Raw genomic sequence first — 15,753 nt, forward strand, 5'->3', positions numbered from 1 at the left:
AGATCGTTTTAGTTGACCCCGTGGAACCGGACTCCCCAGGCGTCCTCACATTCTCGCACCGCGAAGGAGCACCCCGTGCACGAAGAGACCTCGCTCACCGTCGGCCGCGTGACCCGCGTGCTCGGCGAGCGCGTGCGCCCCGCCGTCCACTCCGCCCGCATCCCGCTGGAGATCGCCGCACACGTCCTACCGGGCGAGCCGATCCCCGCCGCCGAGGGCCTGGCGCTCGAGTACGCGCCGTTCTCGGCCGGTCAGCAGTGGGGCCCCGCGTGGGGCACCACCTGGTTCCGCGTCCGCGGGACCGTGCCGGCTGAATGGGCCGGCCGGCGCGTCGAGGCGCTCGTCGACCTCGGCTTCGACATCAACATGACCGGCTTCCAGTGCGAGGCGCTCGCCTACCGCGCCGGCGCCGACGGCGAGCCGGTCCCGGTGAAGAGTCTGAACCCGCGCAACCAGTGGCTGCCGGTCGACGTCGCGGCCGGCGGCGCAGTGGAGTTCTACCTCGAGGGGGCCTCCAACCCGGTGCTGCTGGACTACCACCCCTTCCTGCCGACGCAGGAGGGCGACATCCTCACCTCCGCGCCGGATCCGCTCTACCGCGTGCGGCACATGGACCTCGCGGTGTTCGAGACCGAGGTGTTCGAGCTCTCCCTCGACCTCGAGGTGCTGCTCGACCTGCAGGCCGAGCTCCCCGAGACCAGCCCGCGGCGCATGCGCATCCTGCAGGCGCTCGACGACGCGCTCGACGTGCTCGACCTGCAGCGAATCGTGCAGACCGCAGGCGACGCCAGGGCGCAGCTGGCCGAGGTGCTGGCGGCGCCCGCCGACGCGAGCGCGCACCGCATCGCCGCGATCGGGCATGCCCACATCGACTCGGCCTGGCTGTGGCCGCTGCGCGAGACCGTGCGCAAGGTCGCCCGCACCACGTCGTCGATGACGACCCTGCTCGAGGAGCAGCCGCAGTTCCGCTACGGCATGTCCAGCGCGCAGCAGTACGCCTGGATGAAGGAGCACCGTCCCGAGGTCTACGCCCGGATCAAGTCCGCCGTCGCCGAGGGTCGCTTCCTGCCGCTCGGCGGCATGTGGGTCGAATCCGACACCGTCATGCCGAGCGGCGAGTCGCTCGTGCGGCAGTTCTCGCACGGGCAGCGCTTCTTCGAGCGCGAGTTCGGGATCCGGTCGAAGGGCGTGTGGCTGCCCGACAGCTTCGGCTACTCCCCCGCCCTGCCTCAGCTCATGCGCCGGGCCGGCTTCGAGTGGTTCTTCACGCAGAAGATCTCGTGGAACCAGCGCAACGTCTTCCCGCACCACAGCTTCGACTGGGAGGGCATCGACGGATCGCGGATCTTCACGCACTTCCCTCCGATGGACACCTACAACTCGCAGCTGAGCGGCATGGAGGTCGCCAAGGCCTCGCGCCAGTTCAAGGAGAACCGCGTCGCGACGCGCTCGATCGCCCCGGTGGGCTGGGGCGACGGCGGCGGCGGCACGACCCGTGAGATGACCGGCAAGGCCTCCCGCCTCGCTTCGCTGGAGGGATCCGCCCAGGTGGAGTGGATCCACCCCGACGAGTTCTTCGACGCCGCCAAGGCGGAGCTTCCGGATCCGGCCGTGTGGGTCGGCGAACTGTACCTCGAACTGCACCGCGGAACGCTCACCAGCCAGCACGCCACGAAGGCGCTGCACCGCTGGGCCGAGCAGGCGCTCGTCGAGGCCGAGCTGTGGGCCTCGACCGCCGCCGTGCGCCTCGGCGCGGCGTATCCGTACGACGAGCTCGACCGGCTCTGGCAGACCGTGCTGCTGCACGAGTTCCACGACATCCTCCCCGGCACCTCGATCGCGTGGGTGCACCGCGAGGCGGTCTCCGTACTCTCCGGCGTGCTCGACGAGGCCCGCGCGCTGTCCGCGGCGGCGCGCGCCGCGCTCGCCGGTTCGGGAGATGTGGAGCTCGTCTTCACGCCGACCTCGGTCGGCGTCGGGACCGGTGCCCAGGGGCTCGGCGCCGCCGTGCACAGGTCGCCGAGCGTCCTTCGTCTCGCTTCGCTCGCTCAGGAACCGGATATGAACCGGTCCCTGAGCGAGGACGACGCCACAGACCGGTCCCTGAGCGAGGAGCGCAGCGACGAGACGAAGGGCGTCTCCCTCACGGAGTCCTCGGACGGCTTCCGCCTCGAGAACGACCTCGTCACGATCGTGATCTCGCCCGAGGGCCTCCTCGTCTCCGCCGTGGACAAGGCGTCGGGACGGGAGACGATCCCCGCGGGCAAGCCGGCGAACCTGTTCCAGCTGCACCAGGACTTCCCGAACATGTGGGACGCGTGGGACATCGACAAGTACTACCGCAACCGCGTGGACGACCTCACCGCGGTGTCCTCGATCTCGACGTCGGTCGAAGACGGCGTCGCGACGATCATCGTCGAGCGGCCGTTCTCCGATTCCCACCTGCGGCAGACGATCACCCTGCGTCCCGGATCCCGCACGGTCCTGCTGCGCAACGAGATCGACTGGCACGAGACCGAGAAGCTGCTGAAGCTCGCCTTCCCGCTGGATGTCTTCGCCCGCGAGACCGCCGCCGAGACGCAGTTCGGGTTCCAGCGCCGTGTCACGCACGTGAACACGAGCTGGGAGGCCGCGAAGTTCGAGACCTCGATGCACCGCTTCGTGCTGGTGCAGGAGGACGGCGGCTTCGGCGCCGCGCTCGTGAACGACTCGATCTACGGCTTCGACACCACCCGCGACGTGGACGGCGACGACGTCACCACCACCGTGCGCCTCTCGCTGCTGCGCGCCCCGCGCTTCCCCGACCCCGACACCGACCACGGCCGTCACGAGATCCAGGTGGGCCTGGTGATCGGCGCCGACGCCGCGATCGCGACCGCGGAGGGCATCGCGCTGAACGCCCCGGCGACCGTCGTCCGCGGTGCGAACGAGGTCGAGCCGCTGGTGACCGTCTCCGGTGAGGGCATCGTCGTCTCGAGCGTGAAGCTCGCCGACGACCGCTCCGGCGATGTGATCGTGCGCGTCTACGAGTCGCTCGGTCGACGCACATCCGGATCCTTGTCGGTCGGCTTCGCGCACGGCGGGATCCGCGAGGTCTCACTCATCGAGGACGAGCTGGAGTCGCCCCGCACCGGCGAAACGCTGTCGTTGCGCCCCTTCGAGGTGCGCACGCTCCGCATCGCCCTGGCCTGACGCGCCCCCCGCCTCGCCTCGAGGCCCCCTCGCAACACCGACGCCCCCTCCTGCTGACGCACCCTGGAGGGGGCGTCGGTGCGCAGAGGGGGCGTCGGCGAGCGCGGGAGTCCGGGAGTCCGGGAGTCCGGGAGTCCGGGAGTCCGGGAGCGCAGGGTTCCTCAGACCAGGACGCGGGTGAACGCGTCGCGGCTGATGCCCTGCTCCAGGATCCGTGCGGACCACTCGCGCGCCCCGTGCAGGCTGTGGTCGCGGTAATTGCCGCACTCGATCGCGCTGACGCCGGGGACGTCGCTCCACTCGGCCTTCTCCGCGATGAAGCGCAGGCTGTCGGTGATGGCCTCGACGAGCGCCGGGACCTCGGGGCGACCCCAGGTGATCAGGTGGAACCCCGTGCGGCAGCCGAACGGCGAGATGTCGATCACGCCCTCCACGCGGTCGCGCAGCAGCGAGGCGAGGGTGTGCTCGATCGTGTGCAGCGCCGCCGTCGGGATCTCACCCTCATTGGGCTGCACGAATCGCACATCGAAGTTGGAGATCTCGTCGCCGCGCGGCCCCTGCTCGACGCCGATCAGGCGCACGTAGGGCGCCTTGACGGCGGTGTGGTTCAGGGTGAAGCTCTCGACCTCGGCCATGACGGATCTCCTTCGGGTGACGGACGGGTGGTGGGCGGGATCCGGCCCGGATCCGAGGCTACCCCGCTCACCTCGTACGAGGGCCGCCGCCCGCAACACGATGACGGATGCGGGCGGCGACCGGACGCTCAGCCCTCGCGCACCTCCGCGAAGAACGCCCGGATGTCTCCGGCGAGCAGGTCGGGGCGCTCCAGGGCGGCGAAGTGTCCGCCCTCGTCGAAGCGGCTCCAGTGCACGATGTTGTCGTTGTCGCGCTCGGCGAAGACGCGGATCGTCTGGAAGTCGTCCTTGAAGACGGCGACGCCGGTGCGCGCGTGGTTCACCTGCGACTCCGCCTGCGCCTGCGCGTTCTCGAAGTAGCTGCGGCTCATGCCCGCCGCGGCGTTCGCGAACCAGTTCACGCTGACCTCGAGCAGGATCTTCTCCAGCGGAACGAGGGAGGTCCCGTTGCCGAAGCTGTTGAACAGCTCGCTGTACGCCAGCAGACCGATCGGGGAGTCGCTGAGCCCGACCGCGACCGTCTGCGGACGCGAGGCGTTCATCGTGTTGTAGCCGCCGACCGACTGGAACCACTGCATGTGCTCGAGGCCGGCGTAGTCGGCCGGCTCGAGGCGCTCGAACTCCGACGGGTCGCCCGAGGGGAACGAGAACAGCTGCAGCACGTGCAGGCCGAGGAAGCCCTCCGGATTCAACAGGCCGAGCTCGCGCGCGACCATCGCGCCATTGTCGGATCCGTGCACGCCGTAGCTCTCGTAGCCGAGGCCCCGCATGAGGGCGTCGTAGGCCCGGGCGACTCGCGCCATCGTCCACCCGGAGTCGACCACCGGCTGCGAGAAGCCGTAGCCGGGCGCATCGGGCACGACGACGTCGAAGGCATCCTCCGCGCGGCCGCCGTACGCGACCGGGTCGACCAGGCGGTCGATCACGTCGAGGTAGTCGACGGAGGATCCGGGGTAGGTGTGCGTCAGCAGCAGCGGCGTCGCCCCTTCGTGCACCGAGCGCACGTGGATGAAGTGGATGTCCTGGTCGTCGATCTCGGCGACGAAGTGCGGAAAGGCGTTGATGCGCGCCTCGGCGGCACGCCAGTCGAAAGCACGCCAGGCGGCGAGCGCCTCGCGGAGATAGGCGTTGGGGGTGCCGGTGGCCCAGTCGTCGGCGGGGGCCGGCTGCGGGAGGCGGGTGCGCGCCAGACGATCCTGCAGATCGGCGACCTCGGCGTCGGTGACGGAGACGGTGAACGGGCGGAAGGAGAGGGCTGCGGTCGTGTTCATGTCTCCTACGCTAGGTGGCCATTAGGCTGGATTCGTTCCTAATGATTCATTCTGATCGGAGCTCTCATGACCGGCCCTTCCGCGCGACTGCTCGCACTGCTCTCGCTGCTGCAGACCGGATCTGCGCGCACGGGCACAGAGCTCGCCGAGCGCCTCGGCGTGAGCGGTCGCACGGTAAGAGCCGACATCGAGCGGTTGCGCGAGCTCGGGTATCCGGTGGATGCGACGCGCGGCGCGGTCGGYGGCTACCGCCTGGGCGCCGGCGGATCCCTTCCTCCCCTGCTGCTCGACGACGAGGAGGCCGTCGCGGTCACGGTCGGCCTGCAGGCCGCCGCGGGCATCGCCGGCATCGAAGACGTGCGCGCACGGGCGCTCGCGAAGATCGAGCAGGTGCTCCCCGCCCATCTGAGGCCCACCGTGGAGGCGCTCGGGTCGACGGTCGACCGCGGACAGGAGAACGTCGGCACCGACGCCCCGGACCCCGAGGTCGATCCTGCCGTGCTGAGGACCGTCGCCGCCGCGATCCGCGACGCCGAATGGTTGCGCTTCGACTACGAAGGCGCACCCGTGCTGGTCGAGCCGTACCGGCTGCTGAGCTGGCAGCGGCGCTGGCATCTCGTGGCCCGCGATCCGCAGGAGGGATCCTGGGGCACCTACCGGGTGGATTGGATGACGCTGCGGCTGCCGACGCGACGACCGTTCCGCCCTGAGCCGCTCCCGGGCGGCGACTACACGGCCTTCGCGATGCGGACGATCGCGGCGAGCGGCTGGAAGGTGCACGCGCGGCTGCGCGTCGACGCCTCGGCGCAGAGCGTGCTCGATCGCATCAACCCCACCGTCGGCGTGGTCGAGCCGCTCGACGCCGACCATTGCATCCTGGTGACGGGCGCGGACAGCCTCGACACCGTCGCCGCGTACATCGGGATGCTGATGATGGACTTCACGGTGGAGTCTCCGCCGGAGCYGGTTCCCCGGCTGCAACTCCTGTCCGAGCGCTACGCCCGCGCCGTCGCGGGATCCTGACGGATCCGGATCCTGCTCAATCGCTGCCGTAGCGCGCGACGATCTCCTCGGTGAGCGGGGGCCAGATCCGCTTGTGCTCCTCACTGAACGGGACGCCGGAGAGGAACGCGGCGGCGACATCGCGCGATCGGTCGACGAACAGGAAACTGCCGAGCGCGCCGAAGTGGCCGGCCGTCTCGGGTGGGAACGTGTCGCTGAGCCAGTGCGGACTCTTGGCACCCTTGAGCTCGAAGCCGAGTCCCCACTGGTTGTCGGGGTACGAGCCGTAGCCGGGCACGATGCCACGCAGCCCGGGGTGGGAGACGGTGAGCGCGAGATCGCGCAGCGCGGCAGGGATGAGGGTGGGCCGCAGCACCTCGCGGCCGAAGATCAGCAGGTCCGCAATCGACGACAACGCCCCGGCGGAAGGGCGGCCCGTCACGTCGGTGTGCGCCATGCCGAGCGGAAGCGTGACTTCGCGCAGCATCCAGTCCGCGAAGTCCATCCCCGTGGCTTCGGCGACGTGGGCGGCCAGGGCGTCGAATCCCGCGTTCGAGTAGATGCGACGCTCGCCAGGGGCCTTCTGCGGCTCGGATCCCTCCATCGGCAGCCCGCTCGTGTGATCGAGCAGGTTCAGCACGGTCGAGCCCGCGGGTCCGGCAGGCTCATCCAGATCGACCAGCCCGCGATCGACGGCGACGAGTGCGCCCCACGCGGTCAGCGGCTTCGTCACCGAGGCGAGGGGCAGAACGGCCTGCGGATCCCCCTGCACCGCGCGTGTCTCATCGGGGCCGGTGACTCCGACCAGGGCCGGATGGGGAAAGCCGTCAGTCGCGGCGAAGGTCGTCGTCTCCACGGGATCCATCGTCCCACGGGACGGAATTCGGATCCGGATGTCACACATCTGCTCCGGCCGGTGTCTCCATGTGCGAAGGCGCGAGAAGCGTGCCGCAGAAGGAGCAGATCATGACGACTCAGGCCCGCATCCCCGCGACCGAGGTGACCGGACTCTACGGCGCGGTGGTGAAGTTCGCCACGAAGAAGATGTTCGGCCGGGTGCCCGACTCGATCGGGGTGCTCTGGCATCACCGGCCGGTCTTCACCGACATGATGAACTTCGGCCGCAAGACCGAGAAGTGGCACGAGCTCGACAAGAGCCTGTCGACGCTGGCCACCATGACGGCGGCGGCGACCGTCGGCTGCAGCTTCTGCCTCGACCTGCACTACTTCATGGCCCACGACCACGGACTCGACGAGGAGAAGGCCCGCGAGGTGCCGATCTGGCGCGAATCCACCCGGTTCACGCACCGGGAGCGGCTCGTGATGGAGTATGCCGAGGCGATGAGCCTGACGCCGCCCACGGTCACCGACGAGCTCTCCGATGAGCTGCTCGCCGAGCTGGGCGCCCCTGCGCTGCTCGAGCTCGCCGCGAAGGTCGGCTATCTCAACGCGACCGCCCGGTCCAACATCGCGCTCGGGATCCACTCCGACGGCTTCGCGGACGCCTGCGGGCTCGTGCCCCTGGCGACGCGGGGCGAGACCCGCGTAACGTCGCCGGCATGAGCGACGTGAGCCGACCGGCGCCCGAGGATCCGTTCGTCATGCACCGCGGCCTGTTGTTCACGGTCGCGTACGAGATGCTCGGATCCGCGGCAGACGCCGAGGACGTGCTGCAGGAGTCGTGGCTGCGCTGGTCCGCGGACGACCGCGGCGACGTGCTCGACCCGCGCGCCTACCTCGTGCGGATCGTCACGCGGCAGGCGCTCAATCAGCTGCGGACGGCCTCGCGCCGGCGCGAGGAGTACGTCGGCCCGTGGCTGCCGGAACCCCTGCGCACCACGCCGGACGTCGCGGACGACGTGGTGCTCGCCGAGAGCGTCTCGCTCGCGATGCTGACCGTGCTCGAGACGCTCGGGCCGACCGAGCGCGCCGTGTTCGTGCTGCGCGAGGTGTTCGACGTCCCGTTCGACGAGATCGCGGAGGCGGTGGGCAAGACGCCCGCCGCGGTGCGGCAGATCGCGCACCGCGCCCGCGACCACGTCGCCGCCCGCCGTCCGCGCGTCGCGGTCGACGCCTCCGAGCACGATCGCGTCGTGGAGCGCTTCATCGCTGTGATGAACTCGGGCGACGTGCAGTCGCTCATGGACGTGCTCGCGCCCGACGTCGTGTCTGTGACCGACAGCGGCGGGCTCGTCCGGCACGCCGCACGGCGTCCGCTGCACGGCGCCGAACGCGTCGTGGCGTTCCTGCGGGGCAGCATCACGAAGCTCGACACGGCCTTCGCGGTGGTGCCGCTGCGCGTCAACGGCATGCTCGGCGCCGGCATCCAGGTCGGCGGCGAGCTGCTCGCGGCGGTGAGCTTCGCCGTCGAGGACGGCCGCATCACGCGGGTGTTCTCTGTCGCCAATCCGGACAAGCTCTCGGGGCTCGACGCCGAGGCGTCACTCGCGCGCTGACCCGCCGCCCGCTGACCCGTCGGGCGCTGACCCGTCGGGCTACTCGTCGGATCCGCGGTGCCGGTTGCCGCGCGGTCGTCTTCCCTGCCCCGTGCCGCGCCCTCGTTTCGGGGCGCACTCTCTCGTTTTGGGGCGCAGCCTGCCGGGATTTCCCGACCTAGCGCGCCCCAAACCGGCGAGGCGCGCCCCAAACCGACAGTGGACTCAGGCGCCCTTCAGGCGCTCCGAGAGGTAGGCGTCGAGCTCGGCGAGCGGCACGCGCTCCTGCGCCATGGTGTCGCGGTCACGGACGGTCACGGCGTCGTCATCGAGCGAGTCGAAGTCGATCGTGACGCAGAACGGGGTGCCGATCTCGTCCTGGCGGCGGTAGCGTCGCCCGATCGCGCCGGCGTCGTCGAAGTCGATCGCCCAGTGACCGCGAAGCTTGTCGGCGACCTCGCGGGCGAGCGGCGAGAGGCGCTCATTGCGCGAGAGCGGCAGCACCGCGACCTTGACCGGGGCGAGGCGGGGGTCGAGCTTCAGCACGGTGCGCACGTCGGTGCCGCCCTTGGCGTTCGGCACCTCCTCCTCGACGTAGGCGTCCACGAGGAACGCCATCATCGAACGGGTGAGGCCGAACGAGGGCTCGATCACATAGGGGGTGTACTTCTCGCCCGATGCCTGGTCGAAGTAGCTGAGCGAGGATCCGGAGGCTTCGCTGTGGTTGGACAAGTCGAAGTCGGTGCGGTTGGCGACGCCCATGAGCTCGCCCCACTCCTTGCCCGCGAAGCCGAAGCGGTACTCGACGTCGATCGTGCCGGCGGAGTAGTGCGCGCGGTCCTCCTCTGGCACGTCGAACTGACGGATGTTCTCCGGGTTGATCCCGAGGTCGATGAACCAGTCCCAGCACTCCTGCACCCAGTGCTCGAACCACTCCTGCGCCTCAGCGGGGGGCACGAAGTACTCGATCTCCATCTGCTCGAACTCGCGCGTGCGGAAGATGAAGTTGCCGGGCGTGATCTCGTTGCGGAACGCCTTGCCGATCTGGCCGATGCCGAACGGCGGCTTCTTGCGGCTCGCGGTGAGCACGTTCGAGAAGTTCACGAAGATGCCCTGCGCGGTCTCGGGACGCAGGAAGTACACGCCCGACTCGTCATCGACAACGCCGAGGTAGGTCTTCACCAGGCCGGAGAACGCCTTGGGCTCGGTGTACTGCCCCTTCGTGCCGCAGTTCGGGCAGGGCACGTCGGCGAGACCGTTCTCGGCCGGGCGGCCCTTTCGGGCCTCGAAGTCCTCGATGAGGGTGTCTGCGCGGAACCGCTTGTGGCACTGCAGGCACTCGACGAGCGGATCCGTGAAGGTCGCGACGTGACCGGATGCCTCCCACACGCGCTTGGGCAGGATGATCGACGAGTCCAGGCCCACCATGTCGCCACGGCCGCGCACGAAGGTCTGCCACCACTGCCGCCGGATGTTCTCCTTGAGCTCGGTGCCGAGGGGGCCGTAGTCCCAGGCCGAGCGGGAACCGCCGTAGATCTCACCCGCTTGGAACACGAACCCGCGGTGGCGGGCGAGGGCGATGACCTTGTCAAGACGGGACTGTTCGGCCACGGTGGCTCCAATGGTCGCGAGATGCGGGGAATGCGCACGATGAGGCGCGGATCAATCCTACCGGCGCGGATCTGGCGGCCCACCCGCCGGGAATCGAGTTCAGCGCCCGGGGAACGCCGCGCCACCCCCGGAGGCCAGCGATTCGGCCACCGTGCGCAGATTCTCTTCCGCCATCTCCGACGGCATCGCCGGGAGGATCTCGTCCCAGAATGCGAGGCCGGCGCCGCGGCCCTGCATCATCCCCGCCGGACGAGCCAGCGCCCACAGATGCAGGTGCGCGGATCCGTCGTTCCATCGGGCGAAGTGACAGCGCGCGACCCCGGGGATGCTCTTGACTGCCGCAGAGACGCGCTGCATCAGAGGGCCGAAGGCTGCGAGCACGTCGACCGGTGCATCCTCGAGGAGCCAGTGTTCACGTGGCGAGATCGCGCCGACGAACGGGAGCCCACCGACCTCCCACCCGGAACGCACCTGCCAGAGGTCATCCCGCCAGATCGTGTGCTCACTGGGTTCGCACGGTCCGCAGTTCTCCGGATCGTTCTCGCCACTGCGCGGAGCTTCCGGCACGAGCATGGGCTCGAGCGGGCGCATCGTTATCTGCTCGAACGCCCACGGCAGCCCCTCCGTGAGGGGCGTGGCATCGAGCCGCTCGCCGATCGGAAGACGTGCGTGATACGGGCTTTCCGCCGGGTACTGCGCTGCACTCATCTCTTCATCGAGTCACACCGGCTCGACGCGTACCTTCGATGATCCGGCCGGGCTGGCGCCGACGTCGGAGGCCGGTGACACCATGACTGCCATGGAACAACGAGTGAGCTTCATCACCCTGGCCGTCGCGGACGTCGCACGCAGCAGGACCTTCTACGTCGACGGTCTCGGCTGGCAGCCGATCTTCGAGGCGGACGAGGTCCTGATGCTCCCCGTCGCGGAACGGATGATCCTGTCGCTGTGGAGCGTGGCAGGGTTCACCGCGGAGATCGGCGCACCGCCCGCCCCCGGCATCGCCCCGCTCACGCTGGCGCACAACGTGGCGACCGACGCCGAGGTCGACGCGGTCCTCGCCGAGGCGGCCGCGCTGGGCGCCCCCGTCACGCCGGCCGTACGCCGCGACTGGGGCGGTTATTCCGGTTACTTCGCCGACCCCGACGGGTTCCGCTGGGAGATCGCGATGAACCCCGACGACACCGGCGCGTTCGTGCTGCCTCCCCGGAGCTGACCCCGCCCCGCTCCCCATCCGGCACCCGCGCGGCTTACGCTGGAATGATGAGCACCGCACAGGAAGCCCGCACGCACGGGGATCGCGACACCCGATTCTTCGGGCAGCCGTGGGCCCTGGCCCACCTGTTCGGGGTGGAGATGTGGGAGCGGTTCAGCTTCTACGGCATGCAGGGCATCCTGCTCATCTACCTGTACTACTCCGTCACCGACGGAGGGCTGGGGCTCGACAAGGGCGTGGCCGGCGGAATCGTGGGCGCCTACGGCGGATCCGTCTACCTGGCCACGATCCTCGGCGCCTGGGTCGCGGACAGGATCCTCGGATCCGAGCGCACGCTGTTCTACAGCGCGATCGTGATCATGGCGGGGCACATCGCCCTCGCGCTGCTGCCGGGTGTGGTCGGCGTCGGCGTGGGCCTGGTGCTCGTCGCGATCGGGTCCGGCGGACTCAAGGCGAACGCGACCTCCGTGGTCGGCACCCTCTACACGGCCGACGATCCGCGGCGCGACGCCGGATTCTCGCTGTTCTACCTGGGCATCAACCTCGGCGGCTTCTTCGGACCGATCCTCACCGGCCTGCTGCAGTCGACCTTGGGCTTCCACTTCGGCTTCGGCCTCGCCGCGATCGGCATGGCCGCCGGCCTGACGCAGTACTCGTTCGGGCGCCGCGGCCTGCCTGCGGAGGCGCATCGCATCGCGAACCCGCTGCCGCGGAACCGCTACGCGACGGCGGTCGTCATCGCGATCGCCGGGATCCTGATCCTCGTCGCGCTCGTGCTGACCGGGGTGATCACGGCGGACAACCTCGCCACGGTCGTGATCATCGCCGCCACGGTCGCCGCGATCGCCTATTTCGCGGTGATCCTCACGAGCAGCCGCATCGACGCGACGGAGCGGTCCCGGGTGTGGGGCTTCCTGCCGCTGTTCATCACGAGCGTGGCGTTCTGGTCGCTGTACCAGCAGCAGTTCACGGTGCTGACCGTGTACTCGGACGAGCGGCTGAACCGCGACCTGTTCGGCTGGGAGATGCCGGTGTCGTGGGTGCAGTCGATCAACCCGGTCTTCATCATCGTGCTGTCCGGGGTGTTCGCCGCGATCTGGACGAAGCTCGGCGCCCGCCAGCCGTCGACGCCGGTGAAGTTCGCCCTCGGCGCGATCATCATGGGCGCGGCGTTCCTCCTGTTCCTGCCGTTCGCCGGCGGGGCCGCGAACTCCACGCCGCTGCTGGCCATCATCGGGATCCTCTTCGTGTTCACGGTGGCCGAGCTGCTGCTGTCGCCGATCGGCCTGTCCGCGGCGACCAAGCTGGCACCGACCGCGTTCCACACGCAGATGGTCGCGTTGTTCTTCCTGTCGGTCTCACTCGGCACCGCGATCTCGGGCTCGCTTGTGCGGTTCTACGACCCGCACAACGAGGTCCCGTACTTCTCGATCCTCGGCGCGATCGCGATCGTCGTCGGCATCGGCCTGCTGGTGTCGGCCAAGCCCGTGCTCGCGCTCATGAAGGGCGTGCGCTGACGACGTGACCGGCGGGCGTGCTTCCTCCGATTCAGGGCGCAGCCTGGGTTCGGGGGCGCGCTCATCCGTTTCGGTGCAGAGCCTGGGCTTTGGGGCGCCCCCTCCCGTCTTGGCTGGGCGGCCTCGGAGCGCCCCCTCCCGGTTTGGGGCTCACCCTCCCGTTTTGGGGCGCGTCCTGTCAGGAATTCCCGGCCTAACGCGCCCCAAACCGGCGAGGTGCGCCCCGAACCGCAGCCTGCGCCTCAGATTCCCGTCGACCAGCGCGTCGGATCCCCACCGACCACAGTCCCGGATCCGGGGCTGTGGTGTCGGTTTGGGGCGCACTCTCCCGTTTTGGGGCGCGTCCTGTCAGGAATTCCCGGCCTAACGCGCCCCAAACCGGCGAGGTACGCCCCGAACCCGACCCCACCTCAGGGATCAAGCCCGCGCCTCGGGTTCAGACCCGCGCGGCCACGCTCTCCAGATACGTGCCGTCGGCGAGCTGATCCCGGAGCGGGCGCGCGGTCGGAGTCCAGCCGAGCTCGGCCCGTGCCTTGGCCCCCGTGGCCTGCTCGTCGAGGAGGAGCGCGTCGGCGAACGCCTCGCCGAGCCGCGCCCGTGTCTGCTCGATGCTCTCAGCGCGGACGCCCTCTGCCACGCGGGATCCGGATGCGACCGCCTCACCCAGCTCGCGGACGGTCGGGTTCTGACCGGAGGCGCCGATGTAGGTCTCCCCCGCGCGACCGCTCTCGAGCGCGAGCACGTACAGCGCGGCGAGGTCGTCGACATCGACCGTGGTCCAGTGCTGGCTGCCGTCGCCGATCAGGAGCACTCCCCCGTCGGTCGCGTCGGTGAGGATCCGCACCAGGCCGCCGCCTCGGCCGTAGACCATGGCGGGTGCGACGACCGTGCCGCGGATGCCGGAGGCGGCGAGCACCTTCGCCTCGCCCGCATCGCGCCAGGCCGTGAGGGCCGGCCGGTCGATCGGGGTCTGCTCCGTGATGTCGCTCGCGGTGCCGTAGCTCCAGATCCCGCCCGTGTGCACGAACGGCTTGCCCGTGCCCTCGAGCGCGCCCAGCACAGCGTCGATGAACGCGGCGTCGCCTTCGGGGGTCGATGCCGTGTGGATGACGCCGTCCGCCGCAGCCACGGCCTGCCCCACGCGCGCGGAATCCGCGACGTCGCCGATGAGGGCGGTCGCCCCGGCCGCCTCCACGACGCTCGCCTTCGCCGCGTCGCGGACGAGGGCGGTCACGGTGTGGCCCTCCGCGAGCAGCCGGTCGAGGACGGAAGTGCCGATGTAGCCGGTCGCGCCGGTGAGAAGAACCTTCATGCCTTTCGCGAACGCCGCGCCCGCGCGGATATTCCCGGATTCGGATCCGCTGCCCGCGGTCGGGCTGTCGGCCGTCGGCTGTCGGGCGTCAGCCGTCCACGCGACGGAGGGCCGCGGTATCCACGTCGCGCACGGCCGTGAGCCCGGCGAGACCCAGCGTGACGTCGAGCTCGGCGAGCACGTTGCGGATGACCTCGCGCACGCCTGTCTCCCCGGCGATCCCGAGTCCGTACGCGTAGGGGCGTCCGAGCGCGACCATGGTCGCGCCGAGGGCGAGGGCGATGAAGGCGTCCGCCCCGCCGCGCACGCCGGAGTCGAAGATGACCGGGACGCGTCCGGCGACCTGCTCCACGATCGCCGGCAGCACGTCCAGCGTCGGCACGGACTGGTCGATCTGGCGGCCGCCGTGGTTCGACACCCACACGCCGTCGAACCCCTCATCGACGGCGCGCGCGGCGTCGTCGGGATGCACGATGCCCTTGAGGATCAGCGGAAGCGAGGTCCACGTTCGCGCCTTCGCCAGGTCGTCCCAGGTCAGGGCCGGGGTCGAGAAGACGTCGAGGAAGGTCTCGACCGCCAGCCGAGGCAGCGGCGAACGCAGGTTCCCGCGCAGGCTCGGGGATCCGGTGACCGCGGCGCCGTTGCGCGCGATCGAGATCCCCGCGGCGATGGTCTTCGGGGTGACCCGCACCTTGGATCCGCCGGTCGAGGATCCCGCCCTCGCGCGGACGAGTTCCCGGAATACCGGATCCGACGTGTACTGGGCGATGCCCATGCCCCGCGTGAACGGCAGGTAACCGAGGTCGAGGTCGCGCGTGCGCCAGCCCAGCAGATGCGTGTCGAGGGTGACCACGATCGCCTCGGCGCCGGCGGCTTCGGCGCGATGAAGCAGCGAGGCGTTGAGCTCGTCGGATGCGGACCAATACAGCTGGAACAGCCGCGCAGCCCCTGGCACCGACGCCGCGACGCGCTCCATCGGCACCGAGGCCTGGTTCGACAGGACGTACGGCACGCCCATCGCGTTGGCCGCCCGGGCGACGGCCAGATCGGCGTCGGGGTGCGCGAGCTCCATGACCCCGAGCGGGGCGAGCAGGAGCGGAGTGGGCCGGTCGACACCGAGGAAACGCGTGCCGAGGTCGCGCACGGAGACGTCCCGCAGCGGACGCGGCCACACCTGCCAGCGCGCGAACGCCGCGCGGTTCGCGGCGACGGTGCGCTCGGCTCCTGCTCCGCCCGCGATGTAGGCGAACGCCTCGGGGCTGAGCGCCGCGCGGGCCGCTTCCTCGAGCGCGCCCGGCTGGGTCGGCACCGCGGGCCGGGCGCCGCTCACGCCCGCACGGTAGACGTCGGATTGGGCTCGCCGCGCGATCCCGCGCGCAGCGGCCGGGTCATCCGGAGCAGCGACAGCACCGACCATGAGACCTCCTCGGAGACGACCTCGTCCACTCCCGCTCAGGCTAGCCTGCGCCCCCGAACATGGTGGGATCCTCGCGCTCGGACGACGTCGGAACCGGTTTGGGGCGGGTCCCTTCGTTTTGGGGCGCAGTACAACCGAGATGAGC

13 protein-coding genes are annotated in these 15,753 nt (G+C 70.2%); 6 read left to right on the top strand and 7 right to left on the bottom strand.

The window, feature by feature from the left end; all coding sequences use genetic code 11:
- The first annotated feature begins 75 nt into the window (after positions 1-75).
- On the top strand, positions 76-3,192 hold the full coding sequence (locus AC1DG4_RS07715) for an alpha-mannosidase (RefSeq protein WP_477375629.1): 3,117 nt from the start codon (positions 76-78) through the stop codon (positions 3,190-3,192).
- Between the two features lie 161 nt (positions 3,193-3,353).
- On the opposite strand, the gene AC1DG4_RS07720 is transcribed toward AC1DG4_RS07715, so the two are convergent.
- On the bottom strand, positions 3,354-3,827 hold the full coding sequence (locus AC1DG4_RS07720) for an S-ribosylhomocysteine lyase (RefSeq protein ID WP_477375627.1): 474 nt from the start codon (positions 3,825-3,827) through the stop codon (positions 3,354-3,356).
- 128 nt (positions 3,828-3,955) lie between these two features.
- On the bottom strand, positions 3,956-5,098 hold the full coding sequence (locus AC1DG4_RS07725; protein WP_477375625.1) for an epoxide hydrolase family protein: 1,143 nt from the start codon (positions 5,096-5,098) through the stop codon (positions 3,956-3,958).
- Between the two features lie 66 nt (positions 5,099-5,164).
- Between AC1DG4_RS07725 and AC1DG4_RS07730 the strand changes: the two genes are divergently transcribed.
- Positions 5,165-6,121, top strand: a complete 957-nt coding sequence (locus AC1DG4_RS07730) for a helix-turn-helix transcriptional regulator (protein WP_477421166.1) — start codon at positions 5,165-5,167, stop codon at positions 6,119-6,121.
- Between the two features lie 16 nt (positions 6,122-6,137).
- On the opposite strand, the gene AC1DG4_RS07735 is transcribed toward AC1DG4_RS07730, so the two are convergent.
- Complete coding sequence (locus tag AC1DG4_RS07735) at positions 6,138-6,956, bottom strand: serine hydrolase domain-containing protein (protein WP_477375621.1); 819 nt, start codon at positions 6,954-6,956, stop codon at positions 6,138-6,140.
- 110 nt (positions 6,957-7,066) lie between these two features.
- Here AC1DG4_RS07735 and AC1DG4_RS07740 point away from each other — a divergent pair, with 110 nt between their 5' ends.
- The gene (locus AC1DG4_RS07740; RefSeq protein WP_477375619.1) at positions 7,067-7,663 is read left to right on the top strand and encodes a carboxymuconolactone decarboxylase family protein; all 597 of its coding nucleotides are present in this window, start codon (positions 7,067-7,069) and stop codon (positions 7,661-7,663) included.
- Entirely contained in the window at positions 7,660-8,556 is an 897-nt protein-coding gene (locus AC1DG4_RS07745) for an RNA polymerase sigma-70 factor (RefSeq protein ID WP_477375618.1), read from the top strand. The genes AC1DG4_RS07740 and AC1DG4_RS07745 overlap by 4 nt, the downstream gene beginning before the upstream one ends.
- A 204-nt stretch (positions 8,557-8,760) precedes the next feature.
- Here AC1DG4_RS07745 and AC1DG4_RS07750 read toward each other — a convergent pair whose 3' ends face one another.
- Both AC1DG4_RS07750 and AC1DG4_RS07755 read right to left on the bottom strand, forming a co-directional pair.
- Complete coding sequence (locus AC1DG4_RS07750) at positions 8,761-10,146, bottom strand: glycine--tRNA ligase (protein ID WP_477375616.1); 1,386 nt, start codon at positions 10,144-10,146, stop codon at positions 8,761-8,763.
- A 99-nt stretch (positions 10,147-10,245) separates the two neighbouring features.
- Positions 10,246-10,854 (bottom strand): hypothetical protein, encoded by a 609-nt coding sequence (locus tag AC1DG4_RS07755; protein WP_477375614.1) that lies wholly within the window; start codon positions 10,852-10,854, stop codon positions 10,246-10,248.
- Between the two features lie 91 nt (positions 10,855-10,945).
- On the opposite strand from AC1DG4_RS07755, the gene AC1DG4_RS07760 reads away from it, so the two are divergent.
- Both AC1DG4_RS07760 and AC1DG4_RS07765 read left to right on the top strand, forming a co-directional pair.
- On the top strand, positions 10,946-11,362 hold the full coding sequence (locus AC1DG4_RS07760) for a VOC family protein (protein ID WP_477375612.1): 417 nt from the start codon (positions 10,946-10,948) through the stop codon (positions 11,360-11,362).
- A gap of 47 nt (positions 11,363-11,409) precedes the next feature.
- Complete coding sequence (locus AC1DG4_RS07765) at positions 11,410-12,879, top strand: peptide MFS transporter (protein WP_477375610.1); 1,470 nt, start codon at positions 11,410-11,412, stop codon at positions 12,877-12,879.
- Between the two features lie 436 nt (positions 12,880-13,315).
- Here the strand turns inward: AC1DG4_RS07765 and AC1DG4_RS07770 are convergent, their stop codons facing one another.
- The gene (locus AC1DG4_RS07770) at positions 13,316-14,191 is read right to left on the bottom strand and encodes an NAD(P)H-binding protein (protein ID WP_477375608.1); all 876 of its coding nucleotides are present in this window, start codon (positions 14,189-14,191) and stop codon (positions 13,316-13,318) included.
- A gap of 88 nt (positions 14,192-14,279) precedes the next feature.
- Positions 14,280-15,608, bottom strand: a complete 1,329-nt coding sequence (locus AC1DG4_RS07775) for an alpha-hydroxy-acid oxidizing protein (RefSeq protein WP_477375606.1) — start codon at positions 15,606-15,608, stop codon at positions 14,280-14,282.
- Positions 15,609-15,753: the final 145 nt, after the last annotated feature.

The organism is Microbacterium sp. 05N427 (assembly GCF_056397105.1).

Coding starts and splice junctions, on each gene's coding strand:
- AC1DG4_RS07760 (WP_477375612.1), top strand. CDS start 10,946: ATGGAACAACGAGTGAGCTTCATCACCCTGGCCGTCGCGGACGTCGCA.
- AC1DG4_RS07725 (WP_477375625.1), bottom strand. CDS start 5,098: ATGAACACGACCGCAGCCCTCTCCTTCCGCCCGTTCACCGTCTCCGTC.
- AC1DG4_RS07775 (WP_477375606.1), bottom strand. CDS start 15,608: ATGGTCGGTGCTGTCGCTGCTCCGGATGACCCGGCCGCTGCGCGCGGG.
- AC1DG4_RS07765 (WP_477375610.1), top strand. CDS start 11,410: ATGAGCACCGCACAGGAAGCCCGCACGCACGGGGATCGCGACACCCGA.
- AC1DG4_RS07755 (WP_477375614.1), bottom strand. CDS start 10,854: ATGAGTGCAGCGCAGTACCCGGCGGAAAGCCCGTATCACGCACGTCTT.
- AC1DG4_RS07740 (WP_477375619.1), top strand. CDS start 7,067: ATGACGACTCAGGCCCGCATCCCCGCGACCGAGGTGACCGGACTCTAC.
- AC1DG4_RS07745 (WP_477375618.1), top strand. CDS start 7,660: ATGAGCGACGTGAGCCGACCGGCGCCCGAGGATCCGTTCGTCATGCAC.
- AC1DG4_RS07770 (WP_477375608.1), bottom strand. CDS start 14,191: ATGAAGGTTCTTCTCACCGGCGCGACCGGCTACATCGGCACTTCCGTC.
- AC1DG4_RS07720 (WP_477375627.1), bottom strand. CDS start 3,827: ATGGCCGAGGTCGAGAGCTTCACCCTGAACCACACCGCCGTCAAGGCG.